This is a genomic window from Labrenzia sp. VG12 (genome assembly GCF_002237595.1).
GTDB lineage: Bacteria > Pseudomonadota > Alphaproteobacteria > Rhizobiales > Stappiaceae > Roseibium.
In genome coordinates this window covers 338,944-354,504 of record NZ_CP022529.1, presented here as the reverse complement: position 1 = coordinate 354,504, position 15,561 = coordinate 338,944, and the positions used below count along the sequence as shown (strand labels likewise).

Genomic DNA, 15,561 nt, shown 5'->3' with positions numbered 1-15,561 from the left:
ATCAGTCTCCCTGAAAGGCGCCGAGAGCCTGGCGCGCGATGATGATTTTCTGAACGTCCGAGGCACCCTCATAGATGCGCAGGGCCCGGATCTCGCGATAGAGTTTTTCGACTGCCGTGCCCGAGCGCACACCATCGCCGCCGTGCAGTTGCACGGCCTTGTCGATGATCTGTTGCGCCTGATCGGTGGCAAAAAGCTTGGCCATGGCCGCTTCGCGGGTCACCCGCGGGGCGCCGCTATCTTTGGTCCAGGCTGCGCGGTAGATCAGCAGGGCTGCGGCGTCGACATCGAGCGCCATATCCGCGATATGCCCCTGCACCAGCTGCAGGTCAAACAGCGGCGCACCCTGGATCTTGCGGGTCACCACGCGGGAAAGCGCCTCGTCCAGCGCCCGCCTTGCAAACCCGAGTGCTGCGGCTGCAACCGTCGAGCGGAAGATGTCGAGCACGGACATGGCAATCTTGAAACCGGCGCCGGGCTTCCCGATGAGGTTTGCCTTCGGCACGCGGCACCCCGAAAAGCGCAGCGTTGCCAGGGGATGCGGCGCAATCGTTTCCAGACGCTCGACAACCTCAAAGCCCTTCAGCTCCGGCGTCACGATAAAGGCGGAAAGCCCCCTGGCGCCGGGCGCTTCGCCGGTGCGGGCGAAGAGCGTATAGACATCGGCGATACCGCCGTTGGAAATCCAGGTCTTTTCGCCGTCCAGCACATAGGCATCGCCGTCGAGGGTCGCCGTCATGTTGGAATTGGCGACGTCCGAGCCGGATTGCGGTTCGGTCAAGGCAAAGGCGGAAATCGCCTCGCCCGACCGGGTCCTTGGCAACCAGTCCGCTTTCTGGGCGTCCGTGCCGAAGAGGGAAATCGCGCCGGTGCCGAGCCCCTGCATGGCAAAGGCAAAGTCGGCGAGACCGTCGTGGCGGGCCAGGGTCTCCCGGATCAGGCACAGGCTGCGCACATCCAGCTTGCCGTCCGGCGCCCCTGAATGCTGCAGAAATCCGCCCTTGCCAAGCGCCGTCACCAGCTCTCTGCAAGCGGCATCCGTATCGGCGTGATCCACATCGGCGAGATGGGCATCCGCCCAGTTTTCCAGTTCCTCGGACAGGATACGGTGCCTGTCTTCAAAAAACGGCCATTGCAGGAAGGTCTTGTCTGACATCAGTCGCCCTCGAAGACCGGTTTTTCTTTTTTGACAAAGGCCTCATAGGCCCGGCGGAAGTCATTGCCCTGCATGCAGATCGCCTGAGCCTGGGCTTCGGCCTCGATGGCCTGTTCCAGGCTCATCGACCATTCCTGGGCCAGCATGGTCTTGGTCATGGAATTGGCGAAGGTCGGACCGGCGACGATGCGTTCGGCCATCTGGAGCGCCGCTTTTTCCAGAGCGTCCGCGGGTGCCAGCGCATTGAAAAAGCCCCAGGCATGGCCTTCCTCGGCCTTCATCGACCGGCCGAGATAAAGCAGCTCTGCCGCCCGTCCCTGCCCGATGATGCGCGGCAAGATCGCGCAAGCGCCCATGTCGCATCCGGCGAGACCAACCCGGTTGAACAGGAAGGCCACCTTGACCTCAGGCGTTGCCACACGCAGGTCGGACGCCATGGCCATGATCGCCCCGGCACCGGCACAAATTCCGTCGACCGCGGAGATGATCGGCTTGCCGCAATTCAGCATCGCCTTGACGAGATCACCGGTCATGCGGGTAAAGGCGAGCAGCTCCTTCATATTCATCTTCGTCAGCGGCCCGATGATGTCATGAACGTCACCGCCGGAGGAGAAATTGCCGCCATTGGGCAGGATCACCACGGCATGAACGTCGTCGGCATAGACAAGGTCGCGGAACCAGTCGCGCAGCTCGGCATAGCTTTCGAACGTCAGCGGGTTCTTGCGCTCCGGCCGGTCCAGCGCGATGCGGGCGATGCCATCTTTGATGTCACATTTGAAATGCGATACGTCGTCACGCATGGCCGCTGTCCTCGTGGCTGTTTCGGTTGAGAACGGCATCAAGGCGCGCCGACACCGTGTCGATGTCGTCCGGCGACCAGCCGTCCAAAAGGTCGTTGATCCAGGTTTCGTGATGGTTGGCGAGTTCCTCGAAGGCCGCCCTGCCCTTGTCGGTCAGCCGGGCCTGTTGCGCCCGCCGATCGCCCGGTACGGCAACCCGTTCGGCCAGTCCCTCTTCCGTCAACTTGTCGACGATGCCGGTGACATTGCCGTTGGAAACCTTCAGGAACGTGGAGAGGTCCGACATTTTCAGGCCCTCCGGAAACCGGGCCAGCGCCGACATGACATCAAAGCGCGGCAGCGTAGTGCCGTGATCATCGCGCAGGTTGCGCCGGATCTCCGCCTCGATGCCGTTGACCGATTTCAGGAGCTTCAGCCAGAGACGAAGCCGCGCCTTGGAAAGCTGGTCCTGCGATTGATCCGACATCACAGCTCCCCCCGGCAAGTGTCAGTGCATGGCCGTTCACCGACACGGCACCGTCTGAACAGAGATAAAGCGCCGTTTCGGCAACTTCGGAAACCTGAATGAACCGCCCTTGCGGATTGTCCGCCTTCAGCGTGTCGGCGGCGGCTTCCGCGCTCATACCGGTCTTTTCGACGATCGTGTCGATCGAGCGCTGCAGCATCGGCGTCTCGACAAAGCCCGGACAGATGGCGTTCACCGTGATGCCCGTTTTGGCAAGTTCGCGCGCCAGTGACCGGGTCAGGCCGACCACCGCATGTTTGGCTGCGCAATAGCCACTGACATAAGGATACCCCCGCAGGCCCGCCGTGGAGGCGATGGCGATCATGCGGCCCCAGCCATTTGCCTTCATGTCCGGCAAGGCCGCCTGCCAGACATTCGACGTTCCGAGCAGATTGACCGCCAGCATGGACTGAAGATCGTCCGGAGTCGTTTTCAGGAACGGCTTGCTTTCAACGGCACCGGCATTTGCCACCACCACGTCGATGGCCCCGTTTTTTGCCTTGGCCGCTTCGAAAGCGGCCTTGACGGCACCGGCATCCGTGACGTCGCAGACCTGATAGGCCAGTTTCTGCTCTGCCAGTTTTGCTTCGGTGCGCCCCAGGATCGTCACCGTTGCACCGGCCTCTCGAAAGCGATGGGCACAGGCGGCGCCAACACCGCTGCCTCCGCCTGTCACCACGACATGTCGGCCCGAGACACTCATACTTTCAGCATCTCCGCTTCCCGGTCTGCCAGGCGCCAGAGCTGGTCGCGGCCGGCAAGATAGGGCTTCGGCCAATCGGCCGCGTTGCGGTCGCCGATCTTGGCGCCCTCATGGAAGGTCCAGTAGGGATCGGCCAGATGCGGACGGCCGACAGCGACCAGATCGGCGCGGCCCGCCATCAGGATCGAGTTGGCGTGATCGGCCTCGTAGATGTTGCCGACAGCCATGGTCGGCAAACCGCCCTCGTTGCGGATCCGGTCGGAGAACGGTGTCTGGAACATCCGTCCATAGACGGGCCTGGCCTTGGGCGTGGTCTGACCTGCGGAGACATCCACCAGATCGACACCCGCGGCGCGGAACATCCGGGCGATCTCGACCGCATCGTCCGGTGTCACGCCTTCCTCACCCACCCAGTCGCAGGCGGAGATACGCACGGACATGGGCTTGTCCTCCGGCCAGACAGCGCGCATGGCCCTGAAGACGTCCAACGGCCAGCGCATGCGGTTTTCCAGCGATCCGCCATAATCATCGGTCCGCACGTTGGAAACCGGTGAAATGAAGGAGGACAGCAGGTAGCCGTGGGCGGCATGGAGCTCGATCATGTCGAAGCCGGCCCGGCCTGCCATCTCGGCTGCGGAAACGAACTCGGCCTTGATCTCGTCCATCTCGGTGAGGGTGATCTCGCGCGGTGTCGCATTGCCGTCAGACCAGGGAATGGCGGAGGCGGAGACCAGCTCCCAGTTGCCGCTTTCCAGCGGCTGGTCCATGCCTTCCCAACCGATCCTCGTGGAGCCCTTGCGGCCGGAATGGCCGATCTGGCAGCAGATCTTCGCGTCGGTCTCGGCATGGACAAAATCGGTCAGCCGTTTCCAGGCCGTTTCATGCTCGGGCGCATAAAGGCCCGGACATCCCGGTGTGATCCGTCCTTCAGCGCTGACGCAGGTCATTTCCACGTAGACAAGCCCTGCCCCGCCCTTGGCGCGCTCGCCATAATGGATCAGGTGCCAGTCGGTCGGAGCCCCATCAACGGCCTTGTACTGGGCCATCGGCGAGACGACGATGCGGTTTTTGAGCTCCAGCCCGCGCAGCTTGAACGGGGTGAACATCGGCGAGCGCACAGGTGCATTCAGTGAGACGCCGGCCTGATCCATGAACCAGCGCTCGGCCGATTCCAGCCATTTCGGGTCGCGCAGGCGCAGGTTTTCATGGCTGATCCGCTGGGAGCGGGTCAGCATGGAATAGTTGAACTGCACCGGGTCGAGATGCAGATAGCGTTTGACGTGCTCGAACCATTCCAGCGAGTTGCGCGCGGCGGATTGCAGGCGCAGCACTTCCAGGCGCCGGTCTTCCTCGTAACGCTTGAAGGCCGCGGCCATATCCGGTTCGGTATGCAGATATTCGGCAAGCGCGATGGCCGATTCAAAGGCCAGCTTGGTGCCCGAGCCGATGGAAAAATGCGCTGTCGCGGCGGCGTCGCCAAGCAGGACCACGTTCTCGTGGCTCCATTTCTCGCAAAGGACCCGCGGAAAGCGGATCCAGGCGGAGCCGCGAATGTGTTTGGCGTTGGTCATCAGCGGATGTCCGCCAAGATGGTCCTTGAAAATCTCCTCGCAGGTGCGGATGCTGTCTTCCTGGCTCATCTCGCCAAAGCCGAAGGCGTCAAACGTTTCCTGATCGCATTCGACAATGAAGGTCGCCGTTTCGTCGTCGAACTGATAGGCGTGGGCCCAGACCCAGCCATGCTCGGTTTCCTCGAAGATGAAGGTGAAGGCGTCCGCGAATTTCTGGTGCGTGCCGAGCCAGACGAACTGGCAGAGCCGCTGGTCGATATCCGGCTTGAAGGTGTCCTGATAGAGCGTCCGGGTTCTGGAGTTCAGCCCGTCGCTGGCCACCACCAGATCGTAGTCCTTGCGATAGTCTTCGGCGCTCTCGACTTCGGTCTCGAACTTCAGATTGATGCCGAGTTCGCGGGCGCGGTCCTGCAGCAGCAGAAGCAGCTTCATGCGGCCAATGCCGCAGAACCCGTGGCCGGTGGAAACCAGCCGTTCGCCGCGCAGGTGAAGCGCAATGTCGTCCCAATAGGCAAAGTTCTCGCCGATCGCCTTGGCGCTGACCGGATCGTTTTCAGCCAGGTTCTGCAAGGTCTCGTCGGAGAGCACCACGCCCCAGCCGAACGTGTCGTCCGGCCGGTTGCGCTCGATCACGTCGATCTCGTGCCCAGGATCGCGCAGCTTCATCGAGATGGCGAAGTAGAGACCGGCTGGTCCTCCCCCGAGACAGGCAATCCGCATGTGTTCCTCCATGGCTGCGTTGTCTTCAGCGAACCACAGGGAGAATTTTATTTCAAGCTTAAAGTTTTAAGTTTGAAATATATGGTCAGAGAGGCTGACCTATTGTGGGTCCTCCTCCACGATCCGGCAGCGACGCAGTCGCAAATAGCCTTCCTTGATCTTTGCCTGCTGAATGGCTTTGACGAGGGAACCGCTCAGGAAAATTTCATATTTAAGCCTCGGATCGACCCAGATATCCGGTCCACTATCCAGCGCCGCCGCGGCCACGGCTATGTCTCCATCCGTTTCGGAGTAAGTTTTCCAAAGATCGCACCCGTCCTCTTTCATGGTCAGGATCGAATGGAGGGCCCGAGTTTCTGCAGGCAGGAACATGCCATCGCGAGCCACAAAATTGAGCACGTAGTAAGGCCCCGGCAGTTCCGTCACCTTATCTTCTTCAAAAACCGGTATCTGGACCATTTTTCCGGCGCCTAGATCCGCATCCAGAAGCACCTCCGCCAGACGTCCCTTGACGGCAGCAAATCCGCCCAGGAAGAAAAAATCCTTGCACTGTTTGAAGCGCTTCTCATCAAAGACATAGCAGGCTTCCGGCAAGTCTTCTCGCTGCAATACTTCGCCACGTACCTGGCGCCTCATGTTTTCGGAAATACTGCCGGGTTTTCGCGGAACGATATGGGTCGGGGGTTCCCAGTCCTGCCCGAAATACTTTGCACGAATGCCGAGCTTGTTGCTGAGCACCCCGTTCGTCTGGGCGCTGCTGACCCAAATCTCGCTGTTGTTTGTCATGTCATTTGCCAATTGAACGATTGCAAACTCAATTTCTCAAATTGTCGCTGTCGTTTCCCGTACGATCACTTCTCCCCCAATCGCCTCATCCTGCGCCACTGCGCCTCTGGCAAAGATCTGTGCCACGACAGCCGCCGCGAGCTGTTCGACGGGCTAGCGCAATGTGGTCAGGCGGAGGACGACGAGGTAGTTTCCACTGCTGAAATTTACCTAAAAATTCAATCAGATATGCAGGACAGCGCGTTTAAAATATCTACATCAATGAATACGCGTGCAACATAATCCCGGTCAATCCGGCAGATACGACATCTTCCTTCACGGCGTTTGATAGGAACCGACCGCTTGACGCATATTTATCCACCCATGCATGGCGCTCCCCGATGACGCTCTTTGAAAAGACCATCTTTCCGGACAGCGTATCCCAAAGTAACTTCCCTTTTTTTGCCGTAGAATTATTAGGGTCTACTGAATCAAGCCGGTTACAAATATTAAAGAAGTATACCTGCCCGATTTTTTGACCATCTTCAGACATCACCTCTATTGGGAAGAACTGATGGACACCCGGCTCGTGCCGCTCCACTGTTTCTTTAAAAGCATCACTGACCACAATAAGCCCCCTGCCCCTGAAAAAGTCATAGGGAGGAACTTCTTTGTTTTTCCAGACCATCCTCGTCGGAACGAAGTCAGGTTTTACGGGACGCCCTGCGTAGAGATCTCCGGGTTCAAACAATGGGTTGATGCCAGGATCCGGGGTCGTATCGACATATTCAATCTTGTCGACATCACCATCAAGATAGTCTCTTTCAATGTGGTAGCCAGCAACTTCATCAAAACCAATTGCCCAAACTGAACAGTGAGACACCAGTCCCTCCCAAAATCAAAACTAACTTTCTATCAATGAGCTAATGACCAACCCGGCATAAGCCGCTCTGAGTCTAAATTGCCGCCGTCGACTCCCGCTCGATGACCTCTCCACCAATCGCCTCATCCTGCGCCACCGCGCCCCTGGCAAAGATCCGTTCCACGGCAGCGCCCGCGAGCCGTTCAATCGGCTGGCGCAAGGTGGTCAGGCGGGGGACGACAAGGGAGGCGAGCGTGATGTCGTCGAAGCCGGTGACGGAGAGGTCTTTCGGAACCTCCAGCTTGAGGTCGCGGGCGCAGCGCAGGACACCGATCGCCTGCTGGTCACTAGCCGCGGCAATGGCGGTGGGGCGGCTGCCGGGCGGAACGTCTTTCAGGAGCGTTCGGCCGATCTCCTCGCCGCTGTCATAGTCGAACTGGCCTTCCCGCACCTCAAGCCGGATCGGGTCTTCAGCTGTTGAGAGCGCCTCGATCCGCGCGACAAACCCCTCCCGGCGCTGGCGGGCAACCTCCATCGATTGCGGGCCGGCAATATAGGCAATCCGTCTGTGCCCAAGCCCCACGAGATGATCGGCAATCTTCTGCGAGCCGTCAAAATGATCGGTCGCAACCAGCGGATAGGCGCCGAAGCGGCGGTCGAGGGAGACAATCGGCACATCGGCCTTGTGGCTCTGGCCGCCATCGGAAGTCGCCACGACGATGACGCCGCAGACCGAACGGTCGAGCAGCACGGAGACCTGGGTTCTTTCGTCTTCCAGGTCGTCGTGGGAATTCGCCAGCATCACCGAATGGCCGCGCTTGGCGGCTTCCATTTCGATGTTCTTGGCCAGCTGGGCGAAAAACGGGTTGGTGATGTCCGGCACCACCAGGCCGATCACCTCGATGGAGTTGGTGCGGAGCGCCCGTGCGGCCAGATTGGGCTTGTAGTTGAGCTCCTCCATCGCCGCGGTCACGCGCTTTTTCAGAGGCTCCTTGACGGTTTCGTTCTTGGAGAGAACGCGCGAGACAGTTCCAACAGACACACCGGCTTTGCGTGCGACGTCTTTGATTGTTGGCATCTGCAGGCGGTCTCCAAGTCAGGTCCTACTCCTTGAAGCATTCCTCGGAGCGGCAATCAAGATGCCGAATTCATTCAGGCGGACAGCGACTTAAGCGGCGCTTCCAGCTCGTCCAGTCTCGGCAGCGACGCTGCCGCCCCCTTGCGCGTCGTCGCGAGCGCAGCAGCGCGCATGGCAAAGGCAATGGCGTCCCTGTAACTCTCGCCAAGGCTCAGCCGTCTCGCGAGCGCCCCGTTGAAGCAATCGCCCGCGGCGACCGTGTCGATGGTCTTGACCTTGGGAGCCGGCAGCGCCTCCACCTCGCCATCGAGCGCCCAGGCGACCCCCGTCCCCCCCATGGTGATGATGGCACCGCGCGCACAACAGGGAGCCAGTTGCCTGGCGGCCTCGCGGCCTTCGTCCAGCGTTGCCGGTTCCCACCCCAATAGACCTGCAGCCTCATGGGCATTCGGTGTCAGGATGTCGAAGTCTGCCAGCAGGTCACGCGGCCAGGCCGGGCTTGGGGCTGGTGCGGGGTCCATGATGACCAGAGCCCCTCCGGAACGCGCCAGACGGGCCGCCTGCAAGGAGGCCTCCAGACCTATTTCGTTCTGGAGAAGAACCACCTGGGCGTCCAGCAGGACTTCCTTTTGCCTCTGGATATCGGAAGGTCCCAGCTTCAGATTGGCGCCTCCGGCAAGTCGGATCATGTTGCCGCCGTCAGGTCCAACATCGATGAAGGCAAGGCCGGTTGCCGCGTCCGGCACTTCCTGAAGCAACGCGCCGACGCCTTCCCTGCGCAGCTCCATCGCGGCCTGCTGGGCAAACCCGTCCGTGCCGATGGCCCCGACAAAGGCCGTCCTGGCGCCGAGACGCGCGGCGGCGACAGCCTGATTGGCGCCCTTGCCACCCAGAGAGGACACGGTTTCCCGGACGGCGATGGTCTCGCCAACCTTGGGCCAGCGGTCCAGATAGCTGGTGAGGTCGATATTGATGCTGCCGACAACTGTGACGAACTTCAAAACGTGACCCCGCTGACAAGAAGAAGATTGGCATAAGGCGTGACCTCACCCGTGCGGATGACGGCCCTGGCCCCGGCGCTGCGCTGCTTGAAGTCCTCGTGCGAGATCTGCAAGGTCGTCACCCTGGCGGAGCCTTGCGCCCGCCAGAGTTCCACTTCCGCTTCCATCACGCCCGAGACGGTGTCGGACGCCTCTGCGGCCCAGATCGCCTGTTCGATGGTGAGTTCCGAGCGCAGAGCATTCAGCACATCGCGCAGGCGCGGCACGCCGGGCGAGACGGCAAGATCGATCACGGTGACGCCGTCCGGCACGGGCAGGCCAGCATCGGCGACAATGATCTCGTCGAGGTGCCCGAGCGACGCGACCAGTGCGCTCAGGTGACGGTTGAGAAGTGCGGTCCGTTTCATTTTGCTGCGTATTTTGCGCGGTAATAGTCAAGCACGACGGCGATGATGATGACGACGCCGGTGATCATCTGGCGCATGAAATCGCTCAGCCCGATCAGGATCAGCCCGTTGGCAAGCACGCCGATGATGAAGGCGCCAAGCAGCGTGCCGATCACCGAGCCCCGGCCGCCGCTGAGACTGGTGCCGCCGATGATCACCGCGGCAATGGCATTGAGTTCAAAGCCGATGCCGGCAATCGGGCTGGAGATGTTGAGCCGGGCCATATAGACGATCGCCGCGATCCCAGCGGTCAGGCCGCAAATGGTGAAGGCCGCGATCTTGTAACGAAACACCGAATGCCCGGCGAGCCGCACGGCTTCCTCATTGTTGCCGATGCCGTAGATCAGTCGGCCGAAGACAGTGAAGTTCAGAACGAACCAGGCGATGAACACCAGGACCAGCGCGACCAGGAAAACCACCGGCACGCCGTAGATCATGGCCGAACCGAATTCCTCGAACGCGTAAGGGAAGGAATAGATGGTCTGGGCATCGGACACCTGTAGCGCGGCGCCCCGGGCAATGTTGAGCATGCCGAGCGTGATGATGAAGGACGGCAGCGCCCAATAGGCGCTGATCGCCCCGTTGACGACCCCGCAAAGAACACCGGTAAGTGTCGCCGCGACAATCGCCAGCGCAATCGCTTCCGCCGGGCCGAAACCGGGCAGCGTGATCGCCTTGCCGGCGACAACGGCGGCAAAGGCCATGACCGAGCCAACCGACAGATCGATGCCGCCGATCAGGATGACGAAAGTCATGCCGACCGCCAGGATCAGGTTGATGGTGATCTGGGTCAGGATGTTGGTGATGTTGTTCGGCGTCAGGAAATGCTCGGTGAAGAGCGAGAAGAACAGGATCAGCGCCAGCAGCGCGAGACCGATGCCGGCATTATGCAGGACGGTGCGAATAGAGAATTTGGAGACCGGCGGCGCGGCTTCCTGAAGGGTTTCGGTGGTCATTGACGTGCTCCCCCGGCCGTGTCGGTCTGCCCGTAAGCCAGTTTCAGGATGTTTTCTTCTGAGAATTGGTCGCGGGCGAGTTCGCCCTGGATTTCGTGTTCGGCCAGCACCAGGATGCGGTCGGCCAGGGCCATCAGCTCGGGCATCTCGGAGGAAACGACCAGCAGGGCAACGCCCTCCCGGGCAAGGTCCTTCAGGATGCCGTAGATCTCCGCCTTGGCGCCGACATCGACCCCTCGGGTCGGTTCATCGAGCAGGAGCACCTTCGGCCCGCGCGCCAGCCATTTGGCCAGCACCACCTTCTGCTGGTTGCCCCCGGACAGGCTGGAAACGGCGTCCGAGGTCTTGCCGTATTTGAGTTTCAGTTTCGCCCCGCCCTCGCGCGCCTTGCGGGTCTCGCTGGCAAGCTGCAACAGCCCGGAGCGTGACACGGCCCCAAGACTTGCCAGCGACATGTTGGCGGCAATCGGCATGTCGAGGATCAGGCCTTCGTCCTTGCGATCCTCCGTGACAAAGCCGATCCCGGCGGCAATCGCATCACGCGGCCCCTTGAAACGCACTTCCTGGCCGTCGCGATAGAGTGTGCCGGACCGCAGCGGGTCGACGCCGAAGATGCCGCGCAGGATTTCCGTGCGCCCCGCACCGACCAGGCCGGCGATGCCGACGATTTCCCCTGCCCTCAGGTCCAGCGACACGCCGGTGTTGCCCGGGTTCGCGCCGGTCAGGAGATTGTCGAGTCTAAGAGCGGATCGGCCTGGCATCTTCACGTCCTGCTCGTCCCGTTCCGCACCAAGGTGACGCCCGACCATGCGCTGGACAACGCCTTCCGGTGTCGTCTCCGCAATCAGGTCGGTCGCGATGGTCTTGCCATTGCGGAAGACCGTAACCCGGTCGCAGATGGCAAAGACTTCATCGAGATGATGCGACACGAAAACGACGGTCACACCATCTACCTTGATGGCGGCGACAATGTCGAAGAGGCGCCTGGTCTCGCGCTCGGTCAGGGTTGCCGTCGGCTCGTCCAAGATCAGGATCCGGCTCTTCGACTGCAAGGCCCGGGCAATCTCGACCAGCTGGCGATGGGCGATACCGAGCGAGGAGACCGGCTGGGCGACGTCGATGTCGGAGAGGCCGATGGCATCAAGCGCCTGGCGTGCCCGCCGGTTCATTTCCCTGCGGTCGAGCAGGCCAAGCCGGTTGGTCGGCATGTGCTCGATGGAAATGTTCTCGGCAATGGTCAGGTGGTCAAGCAGGTTGAATTCCTGGTGCACCACCTGAACGCCGCGGTCCTTGGCCTCATGCGGAGTTGCCGGCGTGTAGCTAGCTCCGGCGAGCGTGACCTCGCCTTCATCGAAGGGAAAGACACCGGAGAGGATCTTGATCAGGGTGGATTTGCCGGCGCCGTTTTCGCCGACGAGTGCGTGAACCTCTCCCTCTTCAAGAGAGAAACTCACGCCATCCAGGGCCTTGACGCCCCCAAAGTATTTCTTGAGACCGAGAACGGACAGAAACGGTGTTTCCGGCGCAGCTGCGGGCGCTGCGGCAAGCGAGGCGGCTGCCATGATGCGTCCTGTCGTGATCTAGAAAAAGAAAACTGCTCCCGCCCTCAGGCTGACCGGACGGGAGCGCTCTTGGTTGGGGCTTAGTTTGCCGTCACCAATTCGATCGGGGTCTTGACCCAGCCCTCGAGTTCCTTGTCGGTTGCGACAACCTCCAGCGCCAGATCAATGGCATTGGCGGCCATGTCGGTGCCGAACTGGTCGACGGTGGCAAGCATGCGCCCATCTTCGATCATCGGGCCAACGGCCGGGATGTTGTCGAAGCCGACGACCAGAATGTCGTCACGACCGGCGCTTTCCAGAGCCTTGACGACACCGATCGCCATGGAGTCGTTGGCGGCCATCACACCCTGGATATCCGGGTTGGCGGTCAGCATGGTGGCGAAGACCTGGTTGGCTTCTTCTGTTTCCCAATGGGCCGTGCGGCTGTCCAGCAGGTCGAGCTTGAACTCGGCAACGCTGTCTTCAAAGCCCATGCGGCGCTGGTTGGCATTGTCGGCGCCCGGGTTGCCTTCAATGATGACAACCTTGCCGCCCTCACCCAGCGTCTTGCCGAGCGCATCGCCGGCGAGCTTTGCTCCACCCCGGTTGTCCGGACCGACAAAGGCCAGATCCACACCCTGCTGCTTCTTGGCGTCTTCATCGAGTGCCACGTCGAAATTGACGACCACGATGCCGGCTTCCATCGCCTTCTTCAGCGGACGGACCATGGCGCGGCTGTCAGCCGGGGCAACAACGATGGCGTCGACACCCTGGGTGATGAAATTCTCGACCGCGTTGATCTGGGATTCAAAGTCGGTCTCGTTCTGCATGCCGACGGCTTTCAGCACGTAGTCGCCACGCTTTTCCTGGTGCGCTTCTGCGCCCACCATCATGTTCTGGAAGAACTCGTTGGCGAGCGACTTCATGATCAGGCCGACCACCGGCTTGTCATCGGCCAGAGCGGTGCCACCAAGCAAAGCGAGACCGGTCGCTGCCGCGGCAGCGATTTTAAATAACTTCATGATTTTCCTCCCAAAAAGGCTGCACCCTCGGGGCCGGAATTCCGGCGCGATCAGGCTGACAAATTGAAAGCACGAGAATTGAAAACCGTCAATATGAAACGTTTCATTTTTTTGAATGCATTCATTTTATCCTGAAAATTGACCAGCAAAATCAGCGACTTTCGCCTAAAATTAATCGGCAAAAAAGTTATCCAGTGAGGAACGTTCATGCCGAAATCCAAGCTTACCCGCTGCCCAGTGTCGTCCCGAGCGAGCAATGCGAGGCGCTGGGGCAGACATGTTTCCGGAGCAAATGCGCTGGCTGAAAAGCATCGGCGCCAAAGCTCCCGCCAAGCGCAAACGAACATGCGAGTAGGCCCCGGATCAGCGCTGCGCTTGTCCGGGGTGACACCCGCACCTTCTCTTTCGTCGATTCGAACAAGTGGGACGCAGTTGGTCGCGGAGCCAGATCCAGGGTGTCAGAACCCCGACGGCGACAGTTGAACCCGAGCAAAACGCCGCCCCCCCGGTGTCACCCCGGGCGAGCGAAGTGAGACCCGGGGCCTACTCATTTCCAGAGCAAATGCGCTGGCTGAAAAGCATCGGTGCCAAAGCTCCCGCCAAGCGCAAGCGGACATGTGAGTAGGCCCCGGATCGGCGCTGCGCTTGTCCGGGGTGACACCCGCACCTTCTCTTTCGTCGATTCGAACAAGTGGGACGCAGTTGGTCGCGGAGCCAGATCCAGGGTGTCAGAACCCCGACGGCGACAGTTGAACCCGAGCAAAACGCCGCCCCCCCGGTGTCACCCCGGGCGAGCGAAGCGAGACCCGGGGCCTACTCATTTCCAGAGCAAATGCGCTGGCGGAAATGCATCTGCGTCAAAGGCTTCGCCAAGTGCAAGCGGACAGGCGAGTAGGCCCCGGCTCGGCGCTGCGCTTGTCCGGGGTGACATCCGCACCTTCTCTTCTCTCCTTCCGGACGAATGTGGCGCAGCTGGTTGCTGAGCCAGAACCTGTAGGTCAGCGCACCACCGGCAAACGCTGAACCCGAGCAAAACACCGCCTCCCTGGTGTCACCCCGGGCGAGCGAAGCGAGACCCGGGGCCTACTCATTTCCGGAGCAAATGTGCTGACTGAAAAGCATCGGCGCCAAAGCTCCTGCCAAGCGCAAGCGGACTTGCGAGTGGGCCCCGGGTCTCGCAATGCTCGCCCGGGGTGACATCGGTGGGGGTGGCCTTGGTCCTTGGAGGCAAACACCCTTAATCGCGCCCTTCCCCCTCCTGGTCCCGATCATAAAGCGTCATCTCCGGAAACTCCGGCAGCCAGGCCTCGCGGCGGATGGTCCAAAGCTCATAGGTCGGCCGGAACTGATCGGGGGCGTCGAAAGCGCCGAGATGCAGTTCCATCTCGTCACCTGTCCTGGAAAAGACCGAAGAACCACAACGCGGGCAGAAATGACGCCCCTGATAATTTTGCGTTTCCCCTTCAACGGTCACAGCCGTCTCCGGAAAGATTGCGGAGGCATGAAACAGCGCGCCGTGGTGCTTGCGGCAGTCGAGGCAATGGCAAAGACCGACACGCAAGGGCTCGCCCGATGCGATGAAACGCACCTTCCCACAGAGACACCCTCCGGCACATTGTATCATGGCCGCTCTCCTTAGATGCAGCGTCCACCATCCACCTCCATGGCCACGCCGGTGACCATGCCGGCTTCGTCGGAACACAGGAAACAGGCGGCGTTGCCCATATCCTCCGGGGTCGAGAACCGGCCAATCGGAATGGTGGAAAGGAACTTGGCGCGCATTTCCGGCGTATCCTCGCCCATGAAACTTTTCAGAAGCGGTGTCTCCCCGGCAACCGGGCAAATGGCGTTGACGCGCACGCCGGACGGCGCCAGTTCGACGGCCATGGTCTTGGTGGCCGTGATCATCCAGCCCTTGGAGGCATTGTACCAGTTGAGCTTCGGACGGGGGCTGAGACCGGCCGTCGAGGCGACATTCAGGATCGCGCCCTTGCCCGTGTCGCACATGGCCGGCACGAAATGCCTTGCCGTCAGGTAGACCGACTTGCAATTGACTGCCAGGACCCGGTCGAACTCGTCCTCTGTCACATCCTGCATCGGTTTGGGCAGATGGGTGATGCCGGCGTTGTTGACCAGGATGTCGACCTTGCCCATAAGCGAAGAGGCAACATCGGCCAGGTGGGCGACACTGTCATTGCAGGAGACATCCGTTTTGACCGCCAGTCCGCCGACTTCAGCCGCAATCTCTTCTGCCAGTTCCAGGTTCAGGTCGGCGACCATCACCTTAGCCCCTTCGGCAGCGAACTTGCGTACGATGCCAGCGCCAAATCCGGAGGCCCCGCCGGTCACAATTGCCCGTTTTCCGTCCAGTCTCATCCTTGTCTCCCGTTCTTTTGTCCGCGCTCTTCATCGTCACTTCGGCCGCAGCTAAGCGC

At 61.0% G+C, this 15,561-nt stretch carries 15 protein-coding genes; all 15 read right to left on the bottom strand.

Translation table 11 applies throughout. The features are described from left to right. Position 1: 1 nt before the first annotated feature. Positions 2-1,156, bottom strand: coding sequence for an acyl-CoA dehydrogenase family protein (locus CHH27_RS01640; protein ID WP_094070025.1), 1,155 nt, complete (start codon positions 1,154-1,156; stop codon positions 2-4). Then, positions 1,156-1,956 (bottom strand): enoyl-CoA hydratase family protein, encoded by an 801-nt coding sequence (locus CHH27_RS01635; RefSeq protein WP_094070024.1) that lies wholly within the window; start codon positions 1,954-1,956, stop codon positions 1,156-1,158. The genes CHH27_RS01640 and CHH27_RS01635 overlap by 1 nt, the downstream gene beginning before the upstream one ends. Next, complete coding sequence (locus tag CHH27_RS01630; protein WP_094070023.1) at positions 1,949-2,422, bottom strand: MarR family winged helix-turn-helix transcriptional regulator; 474 nt, start codon at positions 2,420-2,422, stop codon at positions 1,949-1,951. The genes CHH27_RS01635 and CHH27_RS01630 overlap by 8 nt, the downstream gene beginning before the upstream one ends. Then, on the bottom strand, positions 2,310-3,164 hold the full coding sequence (locus CHH27_RS01625) for an SDR family NAD(P)-dependent oxidoreductase (RefSeq protein ID WP_094070022.1): 855 nt from the start codon (positions 3,162-3,164) through the stop codon (positions 2,310-2,312). The genes CHH27_RS01630 and CHH27_RS01625 overlap by 113 nt, the downstream gene beginning before the upstream one ends. Beyond that, positions 3,161-5,455 (bottom strand): bifunctional salicylyl-CoA 5-hydroxylase/oxidoreductase, encoded by a 2,295-nt coding sequence (locus CHH27_RS01620; RefSeq protein WP_094074453.1) that lies wholly within the window; start codon positions 5,453-5,455, stop codon positions 3,161-3,163. Before CHH27_RS01620 ends, CHH27_RS01625 begins: the two co-directional genes overlap by 4 nt. Before the next feature lie 99 nt (positions 5,456-5,554). Next, on the bottom strand, positions 5,555-6,241 hold the full coding sequence (locus CHH27_RS01615; protein WP_094070021.1) for a hypothetical protein: 687 nt from the start codon (positions 6,239-6,241) through the stop codon (positions 5,555-5,557). Positions 6,242-6,494: 253 nt separating this feature from the next. Continuing rightward, positions 6,495-7,103, bottom strand: a complete 609-nt coding sequence (locus tag CHH27_RS01610; RefSeq protein WP_094070020.1) for an imm11 family protein — start codon at positions 7,101-7,103, stop codon at positions 6,495-6,497. 73 nt (positions 7,104-7,176) lie between these two features. After that, complete coding sequence (locus CHH27_RS01605; RefSeq protein WP_094070019.1) at positions 7,177-8,160, bottom strand: LacI family DNA-binding transcriptional regulator; 984 nt, start codon at positions 8,158-8,160, stop codon at positions 7,177-7,179. Positions 8,161-8,234: 74 nt separating this feature from the next. Next, positions 8,235-9,161 (bottom strand): ribokinase, encoded by a 927-nt coding sequence (locus tag CHH27_RS01600; RefSeq protein WP_094070018.1) that lies wholly within the window; start codon positions 9,159-9,161, stop codon positions 8,235-8,237. After that, complete coding sequence (rbsD, locus tag CHH27_RS01595; protein ID WP_094070017.1) at positions 9,158-9,568, bottom strand: D-ribose pyranase; 411 nt, start codon at positions 9,566-9,568, stop codon at positions 9,158-9,160. Before rbsD ends, CHH27_RS01600 begins: the two co-directional genes overlap by 4 nt. Beyond that, positions 9,565-10,563: an ABC transporter permease gene (locus tag CHH27_RS01590; protein WP_094070016.1), complete on the bottom strand. Its 999-nt coding sequence runs from the start codon at positions 10,561-10,563 to the stop codon at positions 9,565-9,567. Before CHH27_RS01590 ends, rbsD begins: the two co-directional genes overlap by 4 nt. Further along, positions 10,560-12,125 carry a sugar ABC transporter ATP-binding protein gene (locus CHH27_RS01585; protein ID WP_094070015.1) on the bottom strand — a complete coding sequence of 522 codons (1,566 nt, stop codon included), beginning with the start codon at positions 12,123-12,125 and terminating at the stop codon, positions 10,560-10,562. Before CHH27_RS01585 ends, CHH27_RS01590 begins: the two co-directional genes overlap by 4 nt. Positions 12,126-12,205: 80 nt before the next feature. Continuing rightward, positions 12,206-13,126: a sugar ABC transporter substrate-binding protein gene (locus CHH27_RS01580; protein ID WP_094070014.1), complete on the bottom strand. Its 921-nt coding sequence runs from the start codon at positions 13,124-13,126 to the stop codon at positions 12,206-12,208. Between the two features lie 1,237 nt (positions 13,127-14,363). Further along, positions 14,364-14,750: a GFA family protein gene (locus tag CHH27_RS01570; RefSeq protein ID WP_094070012.1), complete on the bottom strand. Its 387-nt coding sequence runs from the start codon at positions 14,748-14,750 to the stop codon at positions 14,364-14,366. Between the two features lie 11 nt (positions 14,751-14,761). Beyond that, a complete protein-coding gene (locus CHH27_RS01565; RefSeq protein ID WP_094070011.1) occupies positions 14,762-15,502 on the bottom strand; it encodes an SDR family oxidoreductase in 741 nt (246 codons plus the stop codon). Positions 15,503-15,561 lie beyond the last annotated feature (59 nt).